The sequence below is a fragment of the Nonomuraea terrae genome (assembly GCF_044465245.1).
GTDB lineage: Bacteria > Actinomycetota > Actinomycetes > Streptosporangiales > Streptosporangiaceae > Nonomuraea > Nonomuraea terrae.
In genome coordinates, this window is record NZ_JBITLL010000005.1 from 419144 (window position 1) to 433570 (window position 14427).

Sequence of the window (14427 nt, forward strand, 5' to 3'; positions counted from 1 at the left end):
CCAGACATTTCCTGCCCTTTCTCCCATTAGCCACGCACCGGCCGGATCAGGGCCGGGTGGCGATGGCGAGCAGGGTGGCGGCGGAGCCGGTCAGGGGGCGGCCGCGGCGCCAGACGGCACGCAGGCTGCGCACCAGGTTCAGGCCCGCCAGTGGCACCTCCACCAGCCGGCCCGTCGCGACGTCGGCCTCCACCGCGTACCGGCTGAGCACCGCGGGGGCCGCCCCCGCCTGCGCCGCGCCCTTCACCGCCGAGTTCGACCCCAGCTCCAGGCGCGGGCTGGCCCGCTGCAGGTCCGCGAACGCCACGTCCAGCGTCTCCCGTGTGCCCGACCCCGGCTCGCGCACCACGAGCGGCGTGGCGGCCAGCTCGGCCCCCCGCAGCGCGGTACGCCGCCGCGCCCACGGATGCCCCGGCGCGACCACGACCACGAGCCGGTCGGTCCCCACGACGCGGCTGTCCAGCCCGCCGGGCACGTTCGGCCCCTCGACGAACCCGAGCTCCACCTCGCCCGACAGCACCCGGGCCGCCACGTCGGCGGAGTTGACCACGTCCAGACCCACGGGCACGGCGGGCTCGCGGTTCTGGAACTCGCCGAGCCAGCGCGGCACCAGGTACTCGGCCACCGTCATGCTCGCCGCGACCCGCAGGTGGGCGGCCCCGCCCCGGCGCACCGCCGCGACGGCGCGCACGAGCTCCTCGGCGGCGGCGAGCACCTGCGCGGCCCAGTCGGCCACCATCTTGCCCTCGGAGGTCAGCGTGGAGCCGCGCGGCGTGCGCTCGATGAGAGGCAGCCCGAGGCGGCGTTCGAGCCGCGCGATCCGCTTGCTCGCGGACGGCTGCGCGATCCCGGCGGCCCGGGCGGCCTGCCCGAGGCTGCCGAGCTGCCCGACGTCCACGAGCAGCTTCAGGGAGCCCAGATCGGGCAGCTCAGTCATAGCTGAAGGCTATGACCTCCCAGACAAAGCGTGTCTACTGGGCGTTTCCGCCGCCCAGAAGACTGGGATCATGTCCCTCGCCACGCGTCCCTCGCCCTCCCGCGGCCTGCCGCCGGGCACCCTGTGGCCCGGCGTCTGCGCCGCGGCCGTGGCGGTGGCGGGCGCGCTGCTCGTCAACCGGTACGTCCCGGCGCTCAGCCCCGCCGTCGTCGCGGTCGTCGCCGGCGCTGTCCTGGCCGGCCTGGCGGGCGTCCCCGAGCGGCTCAGGCCGGGGCTCGCGTTCGTGTCGCGGCGGGTGCTGCGGGTGGCGGTGGCCCTGCTCGGCCTGCAGATCGCCGTGCCCGACCTGCTCGCCCTGGGCTGGCCGACGCTGGCGGTCGTGGCGGTCGCGACGGGGCTGACGTTCGCCGTGACCCCGGCGATCGGCCGCCGGCTGGGCCTGTCGCCCGGCACGTCGCTGCTCGTGGCCACCGGGGTGTCCATCTGCGGCGCGGCGGCCATCGCCGCCATGCGCGAGAGCACCGACCTCGCCGACGAGGACGACGCCGCCGCGGCCCTGGGCGTCGTGGTCCTGTACGGCACCGCGGCCCTCGCCCTCGTCCCTCTCGTGGGCTCGCTCGCGGGCCTGTCGCCCGCCCAGCTGGGCGTGTGGACGGGCGCCGCCGTGCACGAGGTCGCCCAGGTGGCGGCGATCGGCGCGGCCTCGGGCGTGCTGGCCGCCGCCGTGACGGTCAAGCTGGGCCGCGTCGTGCTGCTGGCCCCGATCGTCGCGCTGACCGCCCACCGCGGGCGCGAACGGGGGGCGAAGCCACCGATCCTGCCGTTGTTCGTGGCGGCGTTCCTCGCGATGGTGGTCCTGCGCGCCGCGGGGTGGGTGCCGGCGGCGGTGACCGGGGCGGCGCCGGCCGTGACGAACGTGCTGATGGCCGCGGCGCTGTTCGGCCTCGGCACCGGCATCGACGTGCGGCGGCTGGCCAGGGGCGGGCGGGTCGTGCTGCTCGGCGGGATCGCCACGACGATCATCGCCGCCACGTCGCTGGCCGGGGTCGTGCTGCTCGTGTGATCCTCAGGTGGACGGGTGGGCCGAGGGGCCGTACCCTGCCTCGTTCGGAACAAAACCTACGAAAACCACCGTTCCGGCTAGGCAACCCAGGACCACACGAGGAGCGTCACACTCACCATGCGCAGCAGCAGCACCGACCCCGTTCTCCGGCCCTCCGACGAGGTCGCCGACGCCCTGGCGAACGGCGCGCCCGTCGTGGCGCTGGAGTCCACGATCATCTCCCACGGGCTGCCGCAGCCGCGCAACCTGGAGGTGGCCCGCGAGCTCGAAGGGGTGGTCCGCGAGGCCGGTGCCGTCCCGGCCACGATCGCCGTCCTGGACGGCGTCCCCAGGATCGGGCTGGAGGAGCCGGAGCTGCAGCGCATCGCGACCGAGCCGGGGCTGCGCAAGCTGAGCCAGCGCGACCTGCCCATGGCGGCGGCGCTGAAGGCGAGCGGGGCGACCACCGTGTCGGCCACGTCGTTCCTGGCCGCCCGCGCCGGCATCCGGGTGTTCGCCACCGGCGGGCTGGGCGGCGTGCACCGGGGCTGGACCGAGGACCAGGACGAGTCGGCCGACCTCGACACGCTCGCCCGCACCCGCATCACCGTGGTCTGCGCGGGCGTCAAGTCGATCCTCGACGTGCCGGCGACGCTGCAGCGCCTGGAGACGCGCGGCGTGAGCGTGGCCGGTTTCCGTACGGACACCTTCCCCGGCTTCTACCTGCACTCCTCCGGCCTGCCGGTCGACTGGCGGATCGAGTCGCCCGAGGAGGCGGCGGCCGTCATGCGCGGCCAGGACGCGCTGGGCGGCCAGGAGTCGGCGCTCATCGTGGCCAACCCCGTCCCGCGGGACCTGCAGCTCGACCCCGAGCTGCACGACCGCGTGCTCGCCGAGGCGCTGACGGCGGCCGAGCGCGAGGGCGTCAAGGGGCAGGCGATCACCCCGTTCCTGCTCGGCTACCTGGTCGACGGCACCGGCGGCGCGTCCCTGGAGGCCAATCTGGCCGCCGTACGCGGCAACACGGCCCTGGCGGCCCGGATCGCCCTGGCGTGGGCCACGTCGTGACCGCCGGCGCCCTCGTGGTGGTGGGCGACATCGTCACCGACATGGTGGCGCTGCACGGCTCACCGGTCATGATCGGCAGCGACGCGGCGGCCGACATCGTGCTCCGCCCCGGCGGCTCCGGCGCGAACACCGCCGCCTGGGCCGCGGCCCTCGGCTCCGAGGTGCGCCTGCTGTCCAGACTCGGGTACGACAGCAGCGAGTGGCACATCGGCGAGCTGGTCAAGTCGGGCGTCCGCCCGCACGTCACGGTCGACCCCGACGAACCGACGGCCGTCGTGATCGCGATGGTGGACAAGAGCGGCGAGCGCACGATGCTCACCAACCGCGGCGCCGGCGGCCTGATCTCGGAGGCCGACTGGGACCCGTCCCTGCTCGACGGCGCCGGCCGCCTCCACCTGTCGGGTTATCTGCTGTTCGCCCCGGGCGGGCTGCTGCTGGCCCGGCGGGCGGCGGCCGACGCGGTGGCGGCCGGTGTGCCGATCAGCGTCGACCCGGCCTCCACGGGGCCGCTGCGCGACTTCGGCGTCACACGTTTCCTGCGCGAGACGGCCACCGCCGACCTGATCATCCCGAACCTGGACGAGGCGCTCCTCCTCACCGGCGCCGCCACCGGGGAGCGCGCCGCCGTACTGCTCAGCGAGACGTACGGCACCGCGGTCGTCAAGCTCGGAGCCGGTGGCGCGCTGGCGGCGAAGGACGGCGAGGTGGTCGCGATGGCCGCGGGCGTGCCGGCCGACGTCGTAGACTCGACGGGAGCGGGCGACGCGTTCGCCGCCGGCTTTCTCACCGCGGCCCTGCAGGGCGCCGACGAGGCCACCGCCCTGGAGGCGGGGTGCCGAGCTGGTGCAGAATGTGTGGCCCAGGTGGGCGGCCGTCCACGGTACGGTTTGGATCTGAACCGTCTTTACCCTATTCACACTGATTGATAGCTTGCCGCGTAGGCTGCACCATTAGCCACATGCGTCACGGGGAGCACACGCGGCTCACTGGGGAGGATAAGGTCCGCCGATGGAAGTCGAGTCATCGATCTGCCTGAGCGACCTGGTCCCTGCCCTGCGCTGGAGCCGCCCTCAGCAGGTGGCCGAGGTGCTCGGCGATCCTCGGCTGCCCGCGGGATGGTGGTCCTCTCTCGCGCTGTCGAGGGCACTCGGCACGGCGGGGCTCGACTGGATCTGCGACCGCCTGGCCCGGCTGGCCTCCTCCCGGTGGGACCATCTGCCGCTGTGCGACCTGCTGCCCGCGCTGACGGTGCACCACGTCGATCCCGCGCTGCCCGGGTGGCCCGACTCCACCCGTACGGCGGTGACCGGGCTCGGCGGCTGGCACCGGCTGCGCCGCCTGTCGCCGGCCGACCTGACCACCCCGTCGGCCACGCCCGAGGTGCTGATGGGCGCGGTCTTCCGCGAGATCATCGGCCGTATCCCGGCCCAGCGCGAGGCCGCCCAGGCCCCCGGGGTCTCCCCGCTGCCCGGCGCGGCGTCCCCGCTCGCCGGAGCGCCAGGCTCGGCGTCCCCGCTCTCCGCAACGCCGGGCTCCGGATCCCAGCCTTCCGGAACGCCAGGCTCCACGTCCCCGCTCTCGGGAACCTCCGCCTCCGGAGCCCCGCTCCCGGGAGCTCCCGCGGCGGCGGCCGGGGCGCCCGCCTCGGCGTCTCAGCTGCCCGGTCCCTCCGCTTCTCCGCCCTCCGGGGCTCCCGCCTCAGGGGCCCCGGCCTCCGGCGCCTCGCAGCCCGGAGCGCCCGGCTCCCAGCCGCCCGCCTCGCCCGAGACTCCCGGGCGGCCGGGCCATCCCGAGGTCACCCGTCCCGTCCAGCGTGACGGGGAGGGCTCGCCCCGGGGCACGGGGCCGTTCCCCGCCGCGCCGGACGGCCTCCCGCAGCGGCCCGCCGCCGCCCAGAGCGGGTGGTTCCCCGCGCAGGGCGAGTCCGGCCCCCAACCGACGGGCGACGGGCTCCCCCAGCGCCCGGCGTTCCCGCAGGACGGCACCGCGTCCCGGCCGGGCTCCTTCCAGCCCGCACGGGACCCGCGCCAGAACGGCTCCCTCCCGTCCCCGCAGGAGGGCCGCCAGACGGGCTCCTTCCCTGCCGTGGAGGGTCAGCGCCCATCGAACTCCTTCACACCCGCCGACGACCAGCGCCAGCCCGGCTCGTTCACACCCCCGGACAACCAGCGGCAGACCGGCTCCTTCCCAGCCGCGCAGGACCCGCGGCAGACCGGCTCCTTCCCAGCCGCGCAGGCGGAGGGCGGCGGCTCCGGGCAGCGGCAGACCGGTTCCTTCCCCGCGCAGAGCGGCTCCGTCCCCGCGCAGCAGCAGGGCGGCGGGCCGCGGCAGGGGTTCCCTGGCGAGGGCCTGCCTCAGCGCCCCGGCACCGGCCAGTCCGGTCCCGGCGCCGGGCCGTCCGAACGCCTCCCGCAGCGTCCCACCGGGCCGCAGCCCGGACGCCCGAGCGCCGGCCCGAGCGGTCCGGGCCAGGGCTCCGGCGGGCCGAGCACCGGGTCGATCCCGCGCATCCCGTCCGGCGACACCGCCAAGGGCGTGCCTGCCTACGCCGGCCCCAGCGCCGTCCCCTCCGACCCCGACCATGCGATGGTCCGGGTCGTCGACGGCCTGTTCCGCACCCTCGACAAGCTGGAGCTGGCGGTCGCCGTGCACCGGCTGTTCGCCGAGGACCCGATCAGCCTCCGTACGCTCGCCCACAAGATGCTGGTCGATCGGGACGCGCTCTCCCAGGCCCAGCGCACCGCCGAGGAACGCGTCCTGCACTGGCTGCGCTCGTCGGAGTCGGCCCCGGTCACGGGCCACATGTTCCGGCTGACGGAGTGGCTCGGCGCGGCGGCCACCGAGGATCAGCTCATCGGCGCCGACCCCGCCCACCCGGTGATGGTGCCCTCGCTGCGCACCCCGCTGTGGCGCGTGCTGGTGACGCTCATGCCCGACCGCAGGCTGCAGGACGGCTGGCTCGTCGTGGGCGACATCCACGGCCTGCAGGCCCGCACGCGGCAGCTGCTCGCCTCGGCCCCGCCCGACGCCGACGTGGTCGCGCTGATGGCCGAGCTGGGCATCCGCGCCCATTCGGCCAAGGCGTGGCTCGACGCCCTGCCGCCGGAGGCCGCGCCCGACCGTTCGGCCGCGCAGTCCTCCCCCGCCCAGCCGCTGCCCCGCCGTACGCCTGGGGCCAACGGCCACCATCACCGCGGCGGCCAGCCGATCCCGCCGGCCCCTGCCGGGTCGATCGACCCCTCGGCCGCGCTGGCCACGCTGTCGGCGCTGTCGGGCGGGCGTTCGGCGATACTCCACGTGGCGGGCACACCGTCCACACCGCCCCCGCCGTTGCCGAGCCCGTCGTCCGACCCGCGTCGCTGGCAGCGCATCGAGGTCACCCCCGAGCACCTCAGGGGCGGCCCGGTGCCCGTCCCCGAGGGGTACGCGGCCCAGCTCGGCATGCGTCCCGGCACCCTGCTGTCGGTGACGGGCCCGGGCGACAACGCGATCGTCCTGGTCTGGCAGGGCCAGCAGCCGGTCTTCGACTCGCTGCAGCCGGTGCTCATGCGCCTCAACGCCCGCCCCGGCGACCAGGTCTACGTCACCGTCGACGGCTACCGCCTGGAGGCCCAGCTGACCGGCTGAGCCCGGTCAGGCGTCGAAGAGGCGCAGGCGGTGGGCGGTGGCGGCGGCCTCGCCCCGGGTGGCGACGCCCAGCTTGGCGAGGATGTTGGAGACGTGCACGCTCACCGTCTTGGCCGAGATGAACAGCCGTCCGGCGATCTCACGGTTGCTCCGCCCGGCCGCGACCTCGCGGAGCACCTCCAGCTCGCGGGCCGTCAGCCCCAGCGGCTGCCCGTCGGCCGGCTCGTCGGAGCCGCCGATCCTGGCCCGCCGCGCGAACACGTCGAGGCGTTCCAGCAGCGGCGCCACGCCCAGCTCCCCGGCGAGCTCGCGGGCCCGCGCCACCCGGGCCGCCGTCTCCTGCCGGTCGCCGGCCGCGAGGGCCGCCTGCGCCGCACCCACCTGGCACTGCGCCTCCGCGTACGGCTGCCGCAGCGCCGCCCACGCCCCCGCCGCGAGGTCCCACGCCTTGACCTGCCAGGCGGCCGGCTCAGCGGCGGCCTCCTGCGGCGAGTCGGGCCCGGCCAGCGCGGTGAACGAGAGCCGATGCGCCCGCTGCAGGTCGCCGTCGACGTCCGTCTTCGGCGCCAGCGCCCGCGCCCGCCGCAGCAGGGACACGGCCGCCGAAGGGGGCGCCTCCCGCCCGCCGAGCACGACCTCCAGGGCCTGCGCGTACGGAAGGGTGTCCCAGATCAGCTCGGCGCACGTCACCAGCACCGGCCAGCCGTAGCGGGAGTTGGCGGTCACGTCGTGCTCGTCGAGGATCCGCCCCGCCGCCTCCAGGGCCTCGGCGGACCGCCCGCGCGCCTTCAGCAGCCGGACACTCCTGCACAGATGCGGCAACACGGCCTGGTCGCGGTGCGTGCCGCGCGACAACACGCCACGCGACGACGCGAGCAGCTGCTCCGCCCGGTCGTACTGTCCCCGCGCCAGGGCGATGTCGAAGGCGAACCCCTGCAGGCTCGCCCGGTAGGGCGCGGGCGGCGCGAGGGAGATCGCCTGCTCGATCGCCCGCAAGGCCTCGTCCCAGCGCCCGAGCGACACCAGCGGCTCGGCCAGGTTGATCGCCAGGAACGTGCCGGACGTGCGGGCCAGGCCGTAGCGGGTGGCCTCCTCGACGCCCTCGCGCGCGACCTGCGCGGCCCGCTCGTGCCGGCCGGCGCCTTCGAGCGCGTCGGACTCGGAGATCGCGCAGCGCATCAGCACGCCGTACGCCTCCACGGGCGCGGCGATGCGGCGCGCCTCGGCGTACGCCCGCAGCTCCTCCATGTCCGCGTAGCGTGAACCGGAACAGGCCATGTTGATCAGCGCGTGGGCCTCGACGTTGGCGTCGCCGACGTCGTGGGCGATCTCCATGGCGAGCCGGGCCGTGGCGATCTTCTCCGGCCGGTCCTCCGGCCGGTGGAGCATGCGCGACAGGCTCTCCAGCACCTGGCCGCGCAGTCTGGGCTGGTCCGCGGGGACGAGCGCGGCGGCCTCGCGCAGGTCGTCGAGGAAACCGGGCCGGCCGAGGTCGTAGCGGGCCAGGCCACGCAGGCGCAGCACCTGCGCCGCCCTGACGGGGTCGGTGCCGGCGTCGATCTCGTCCAGGGCGGCGCCGGCCAGGGCGACGCTGCGCTCGTACTCGCCGGCGAGGTGGGCGACCTTGGCCGTCTGCCGCAGCACGTCGATCCGGCCGGCGCCGATGCGCTCCGCGGCGTCGGGCACGCGGTCCCACAGCTCCAGCACTCTGGACAACATCCGGAGCTGCTCGTCGTAGGCGGTGGACTTGCGGGCGACGGCGGCCGCCCGCCAGGCGCTGACCAGCGCCCAGGTGGAGTCGTGGGCGCTGTGCCAGTGGTGGGCCAGCTCGACGGCGCCGCGCGGGGCGGGCAGGACCGACAGGTCGCGCTCCAGGGCCTGGGCGTAGCGGGTGTGCAGGCGGGTGTGCTCGCCGGGCAGCAGGTCGTCGTGGAGCGCCTCGCGGATGAGCGCGTGGCGGAAGGAGTAGCCCTCGCCGTCGACGACCAGCACGTTGCCGGCCACCGCGGGCCGCAGCGCGTGGGCCAGAGCGCTCTCGTCGAGCCCGGCCACGGCGCTGAGCAGGGCGTGCTCGATGCGCTGCCCGCCGGCGCTGGCCACCCGCAGCAGCTCCTGGGTCTCGGCGGGCAGCCGCTCGACGCTGGCGAGCAGCAGGTCGCGCAGCGACTCGGGCAGCGCCTCGGCGCCGTGGGCCTCGTTGACCAGCGCCTCGACGAACAGCGGGTTGCCCTCGCTGCGCGTGTAGATCAGGTCCATGTCCGCGGTGGCCGGCTCGTGCCGTAGGATGCCCGCGGCCAGCGCGTCCGCCTCCTCGCGGGTGAGCCTGGGCAGCGCGAGCCTGCTCACCCACTCGACCCGGCTCAGCTCCGCGATCAGCGGCCGCAGCGGGTGGCTGCGGTGCAGCTCGTCGGTCCGGTACGTCACCACGACCAGCAGGCGGGCCGCTGTGGGCTGGTAGCGGACGAGGAACGACAGCAGGTCGCGGGTGGACCGGTCGGCCCAGTGGGCGTCCTCCACCACGAGCACCACGGGACGCTTGTCGGCCAGGCGCTCCAGCAGCCCGAGCACCTGCTCGAACAGCCGGGCCCGGGCGTCGGCCCCGTCGCGCCCCGGCTCCCCGAACTCCGGCAGCAGCCGTCCCAGCGCCCGCGCGTCGCCGCCCGGCACGAGCGCCGCGACGCCGTCGTGGCCCAGCTCGCGCACGAGCCCGCGCAGCACGGCCGTGAACGGCGCGAACGGCAGGCCCTCGGTGCCCAGCTCCAGGCAGCCGCCGACCAGGACGAGCGCGTCGCCGGCCCGGTCGGTGAACTCCTTGATCAGCCGTGTCTTCCCGACCCCCGCCTCGCCGCCGACGAGCACGGTGGACGACGCTCCGGCCCGGGCCCGGTCGAGGGCGTCACCGAGGACGGCCAGCTCGCGGGCACGGCCGACGAACAGGGGACTCACGGCATGGATCGTCACGCGTCCAGCATGCCATCACATACCGACACGAACGCGCCATCATCCACCCATGACCCTCAGCCCTGCTGCCGGCCGCCGCGGGCCTGCGCCCGGCCGATGCGTACGCCATCACCGACCCGGGCACGCACCTGAGGCTGCCCGAACAGGACTATTGGGGGTATCCGAGCAAATCCTGAGCCGGTCAGTGTCGTAGGCGATCGGAGAGGGACGTGGCGTGCGGGTGAGGCCGGACACACGCGTCAGCGGCCGCACCGTGCCTGCGCCGTGCCTCCGCCGTGCCCGCACCGCGAAGACCTGGGACGCACTCGTCTAGCGCAGGACCTTGCGGTAGAAGGTCGCCGAGGCCTCGTAGCCGAGGGCGTGGTAGAACTCCGGCGCCCGCCGCGTCGCCATGGCCACGTAACGGGCGTCGCGTGAGCGGGCCCAGCGCTCGAACTCCTCCAGCAGCGCCCTGCCCATGCCCTGGCGGCGCGAGCCCGACTGGACCATCGCCTCCTCGACCCACGCCACCGGCCCGTTGGCGAAGAGCGTCAGGTGGACGAACCCCAGCAGGTAGCCGTGCACCCGCCCGCCCACCACCGCCGCGAGCAGGAGGGCGTCGTCATCGGCGAGCAACGCCGGCAGCGCGGCGTCGAAGGCGTCGCGCTCCGGCTGGAACGTCACGCCGAAGTCGCGGGCCAGCCCGAAGACCGCGTCCGCGTCCGACTTGTCCGCTCTCCTGATGAGAAGATCGTCACCCATGACTGATGACCCTAGTTGACCTACTCCCCGCGGCTGAAGGGGGCGCGGGGGACGGATCACAGGTCGCCCAGCCCGAGCTGCCGGGCGATGAGCATGCGCTGCACCTCGCTCGTCCCCTCGCCGATCTCCAGGATCTTGGCGTCGCGGTAGAAGCGGCCGACGGGGAACTCGTTCATGAAGCCGTATCCGCCGAAGACCTGGGTGGCCTCGCGGGAGTTGTCCATGGCCGCGTTGGAGGAGACCAGCTTGGCGATGGCCGCCTCCTTCTTGAACGGCAGCCCGGCCAGCATGCGCTCGGCCGCGTGGTAGTAGGCCAGGCGCGCGGTGTGGACGCGGGCCTCCATGTCGGCGATCTTGAACTGGATGGCCTGGTAGTGGCCGATCGGGTGGCCGAACGCCCTGCGCTCCCTGACATATTTCAGGCACTCGTCCACGCAGCCCTGCGCCAGGCCCACGCTCAGTGCGGCGATGGCGATCCGGCCCTCGTCGAGGATCTGCAGGAACTGGGCGTAGCCTCGGCCGCGCTCGCCCAGGAGGTTCGCGGCGGGCACGCGGCAGTCGGCGAACGCCAGCTCGCGGGTGTCGGAGGCGTTCCAGCCGACCTTGGAGTACTTCTTCGACACCGTGAACCCGGATGTGCCGCTCGGCACGAGGATCGTGGAGATCTCCCGCTCGCCGGTGAGCGCGGCCACGCCGACCACGCCGGTGATGTCGGTGCCGGAATTCGTGATGAACGCCTTCGTGCCGTTGATCACCCATTCGCCGCCGTCGAGCACCGCCGTCGTCCGCATGCCGCCCGGCACGTCGGACCCGCCGCCCGGCTCGGTCAGCCCGAACGCGCCCAGCATCTCCCCCGAGGCCAGTTTCGGCAGCCACGCGCGGCGCTGCTCCTCGGTGCCGAACCGGTAGATCGGCATCGCGCCCAGCGACACGCCCGCCTCCAGGGTGATCGCCACGCTGGAGTCGACCCTGGCCAGCTCCTCCAGGGCCAGGCAGAGCGCGAAATAGTCGCCGCCCATGCCGCCGTACTCCTCCGGGAACGGCAGCCCGAACAGCCCCATCGCGCCCATCTGGCGCACGATGTCGTAGGGGAACTCCTCGCGCTCGTAGTAGTCGCCGATCACCGGAGCGACCACTTCGCGGGCGAACGCCTCGACCGTCTTGCGCAGCTCTGCGTACTCGTCGTTGAGCATGTCAGCCTTTCGATAGCGCCTGTACGACGCGTGATGGGCTGGGCCGGCCGAGCAGCTCCGCCAGCCAGACGCTGGTGGACACGAGCTTGCCCAGGTCGAGCCCGGTCTCGATGCCGAGCCCGCGGAGCATCCAGACCAGGTCCTCCGTGGCCAGGTTGCCGGTCGCGGATTCGGCGTACGGGCAGCCGCCGATGCCGCCCGTGGAGGCGTCGATGGTGGTGACGCCGGCCTGGAGCGCGGCAAGGGTGTTGCCGAGCGCCTGGCCATAGGTGTCGTGGAAGTGCACGGCGAGCCGCTCCGGCGAGCGGAACGCCTCGATCAGCGCCGTGACGTGGCCCGGCGTGCCCACGCCGATGGTGTCGCCGAGCGACAGCTGGTAGCAGCCGAGCCCCAGCAGGCGCTCCCCGACCTGGACGACCTGCGAGACGGGCGTCGGCCCCTCCCACGGGTCGCCGAAGCACATCGACACGTACGCGCGTACCCGGACCCCGCTCTCCAGCGCCCTGGCCACGACCGGCTCGAACATGTCGAACTGGCTCTCCAGGCCGCGGTTGAGGTTCTTGGCGGCGAACGTCTCGGTGGCGCTGGCGAAGATCGCGATCTCGTCCACGCCGCGGTCGAGTGCCCGGCCGAGGCCGCGCTCGTTCGGCACCAGGACGGGGTAGCGCACGCCCGGCTTCCTGCGCAGCCGGGCGAGCAGCTCGTCGGCGTCGGCGAGCTGCGGCACCCACGTCGGGTGCACGAAACTGGTCGCTTCGATGATCTTGTGCCCGGCGTCGGCGAGCCGCTCGATGAACTCGGCCTTGACCTCGACCGGCACGACCGCCGACTCGTTCTGCAGCCCGTCACGCGGCCCGACCTCGTAGATCGACACCTGTCGCGGCAACCCTTGCATGGGGTACGGCATCACGCCTCCTCAGCGGTGACCACGGCGAGAACGGCGTCCATGTCGACCGGCCGCCCGGGCTGGGCGGGCAGTTCGGCGATCACGCCGTCGCAGGGGGCGGTGACCGTGTGCTCCATCTTCATCGCCTCCACGATGACCAGCGGCTGACCCTCGCTCACCCGTTCGCCGAGCTGGGTCTTCACCACCAGGACGGTGCCCGGCATCGGGCTGCGCACCACGCCGTCGCCCGCGCCGGCGGCGCGCGCGCGGTCGCCGGGGTCGCCGATCAGGTGGCGGGTGAACGACCACGCCTCGCCGTCGCGGCCGAGCCAGAGCGTGTCGCCCTGGCGTACGCACAGGTAGTGCTCGGTGCGCCCGGCGAGCGTGACGGCGAGGCCGGGGCCGTCGCGGCGGACGCGCGCCGGGACCGTCCGGCCGTCGAGCCGGACCTCGGCCGACTCCTCGGGCAGCCCGCGCACGGGCACCGCGTGGACGCCGGCGCGGGACTCCACCCGCCACGTGGTCCACGCGCGCTCGCCGACCCGCCAGCCGTCGGTGGCCTCCCAGGGGTCGTCGCCCTGCGGCATGGCGTGGAAGACGAGTGCCGCCGCGGCGAGCACGTCGTCGCCGGGCGTCCCGTCGGCGGGCACGAGCTCGGGCAGGACGCGCTCGACCAGCCCGGTGTCGAGCTCTCCGGCCGCGACGGCCGGGTGCGTGACCAGGGCGCGCAGGAACGGGACGTTGGTGACCACCCCGAGGACGGCCGTGCGGGCGAGCGCCCGGTCGAGCGCCCGCAGGGCCGCGGCCCGGTCGGGCGCCCAGGCGACGACCTTGGAGAGCATCGGGTCGAACTCGCTGCCCACGACCCCGCCCTCGGCCAGCCCGGAGTCCACCCGCACGACGTCGCGCCCGGACGCGCCGCCCGTGGGCTCGCGCAGCAGCAGGACGCGACCGCCGGTGGGCAGGAAACCGCGGGTCGGGTCCTCGGCGTAGACGCGGGCCTCGACCGCGTGGCCGGCGAGCCGAACGTCGTCCTGGGTGAACGGCAGCCGCTCCCCCGCCGCCACCCGCAGCTGCAGCTCCACCAGGTCGAGTCCGGTCACCAGCTCGGTGACGGGGTGCTCCACCTGCAGCCGGGTGTTCATCTCCATGAAGTGGTAGGCGCCGGTGGACCCGTCGACGATGAACTCCACCGTGCCCGCGCCCACGTAGCCGACCGCGCGGGCGGCCTCCACCGCCGCCGCGCCCATGGCGGCGCGCGCCCCCGCGGTCAGGAACGGCGAGGGCGCCTCTTCGACGATCTTCTGGTGGCGGCGCTGCAGGCTGCACTCGCGCTCGCCCAGGTGCACCACGGTGCCGTGGGTGTCGGCGAGGACCTGGATCTCGATGTGGCGGGGGCGCTCGACGTACCGCTCGATCAGCAGCGTGCCGTCGCCGAACGCGGCCCGCGCCGTACGCCGGGCCGACTCCAGGGCGTCGGGCAGCTCGGCGGCCGACCGTACGAGGACCATGCCCTTGCCTCCGCCGCCGGCGGACGGCTTGATCAGTGCGGGGAAGTCGCGCCACTCCTCCAGGGCGTCGGCGGCGCCGGGCACCACGGGGACGCCGGCGGCCGACACCGTGGCCTTGGCGCGGATCTTGTCACCCATCGCGTCGATGGCCACGGCCGGCGGCCCGACGAACACCAGCCCGGCCTCGGCGCAGCGCCGCGCGAACGCGCCGTTCTCGGCGAGGAACCCGTAGCCGGGGTGGACGGCCCGCGCGCCCGTGGCCTGGGCCGCCGCCACGACGGCCTCGATGTCGAGGTAGCCGGGGATCTCGACGGCGAGGTCGGCGTCCCGGACATGACGGGCCCCTGCGTCGGACGGCGTGTGCACGGCCACGGACGTGACGCCGAGCGCGCGGAGAGTGCGGGCGATCCGTACGGCGATCTCGCCCCTGTTGGCGATGAGGACACGGTCGAACAACATGC

10 protein-coding genes are annotated in these 14427 nt (G+C 74.8%); 4 read left to right on the forward strand and 6 right to left on the reverse strand.

Features of this window, described 5'->3' with window-relative positions:
* Window positions 1-46: 46 nt before the first annotated feature.
* Window positions 47-937 carry a LysR substrate-binding domain-containing protein gene (locus ACIBP6_RS25750; RefSeq protein WP_397056051.1) on the reverse strand — a complete coding sequence of 297 codons (891 nt, stop codon included), beginning with the start codon at window positions 935-937 and terminating at the stop codon, window positions 47-49.
* A 70-nt stretch (window positions 938-1007) separates the two neighbouring features.
* Between ACIBP6_RS25750 and ACIBP6_RS25755 the strand changes: the two genes are divergently transcribed.
* From ACIBP6_RS25755 to ACIBP6_RS25770, 4 genes are all read left to right on the forward strand, one after another.
* On the forward strand, window positions 1008-2000 hold the full coding sequence (locus ACIBP6_RS25755; RefSeq protein WP_397056053.1) for a YeiH family protein: 993 nt from the start codon (window positions 1008-1010) through the stop codon (window positions 1998-2000).
* A gap of 117 nt (window positions 2001-2117) precedes the next feature.
* Window positions 2118-3047: a pseudouridine-5'-phosphate glycosidase gene (locus ACIBP6_RS25760; RefSeq protein WP_397056055.1), complete on the forward strand. Its 930-nt coding sequence runs from the start codon at window positions 2118-2120 to the stop codon at window positions 3045-3047.
* Entirely contained in the window at window positions 3032-3973 is a 942-nt protein-coding gene (locus tag ACIBP6_RS25765) for a carbohydrate kinase family protein (protein ID WP_397056057.1), read from the forward strand. Before ACIBP6_RS25760 ends, ACIBP6_RS25765 begins: the two co-directional genes overlap by 16 nt.
* Window positions 3974-4055: 82 nt before the next feature.
* The gene (locus ACIBP6_RS25770) at window positions 4056-6674 is read left to right on the forward strand and encodes a hypothetical protein (protein WP_397056059.1); all 2619 of its coding nucleotides are present in this window, start codon (window positions 4056-4058) and stop codon (window positions 6672-6674) included.
* Window positions 6675-6680: 6 nt separating this feature from the next.
* Here the strand turns inward: ACIBP6_RS25770 and ACIBP6_RS25775 are convergent, their stop codons facing one another.
* The 5 genes from ACIBP6_RS25775 to ACIBP6_RS25795 all read right to left on the reverse strand — a co-directional run bounded on the left by ACIBP6_RS25775 (window position 6681) and on the right by ACIBP6_RS25795 (window position 14425).
* Window positions 6681-9635, reverse strand: a complete 2955-nt coding sequence (locus ACIBP6_RS25775) for a helix-turn-helix transcriptional regulator (protein WP_397056061.1) — start codon at window positions 9633-9635, stop codon at window positions 6681-6683.
* A gap of 309 nt (window positions 9636-9944) precedes the next feature.
* Complete coding sequence (locus ACIBP6_RS25780) at window positions 9945-10376, reverse strand: GNAT family N-acetyltransferase (RefSeq protein ID WP_132618914.1); 432 nt, start codon at window positions 10374-10376, stop codon at window positions 9945-9947.
* A 56-nt stretch (window positions 10377-10432) separates the two neighbouring features.
* Entirely contained in the window at window positions 10433-11569 is a 1137-nt protein-coding gene (locus ACIBP6_RS25785) for an acyl-CoA dehydrogenase family protein (RefSeq protein ID WP_397056063.1), read from the reverse strand.
* A gap of 1 nt (window position 11570) precedes the next feature.
* Window positions 11571-12476, reverse strand: a complete 906-nt coding sequence (locus ACIBP6_RS25790) for a hydroxymethylglutaryl-CoA lyase (protein WP_397056065.1) — start codon at window positions 12474-12476, stop codon at window positions 11571-11573.
* Window positions 12476-14425 (reverse strand): acetyl/propionyl/methylcrotonyl-CoA carboxylase subunit alpha, encoded by a 1950-nt coding sequence (locus tag ACIBP6_RS25795; RefSeq protein ID WP_397056067.1) that lies wholly within the window; start codon window positions 14423-14425, stop codon window positions 12476-12478. The genes ACIBP6_RS25790 and ACIBP6_RS25795 overlap by 1 nt, the downstream gene beginning before the upstream one ends.
* Between the last annotated feature and the right edge of the window lie 2 nt (window positions 14426-14427).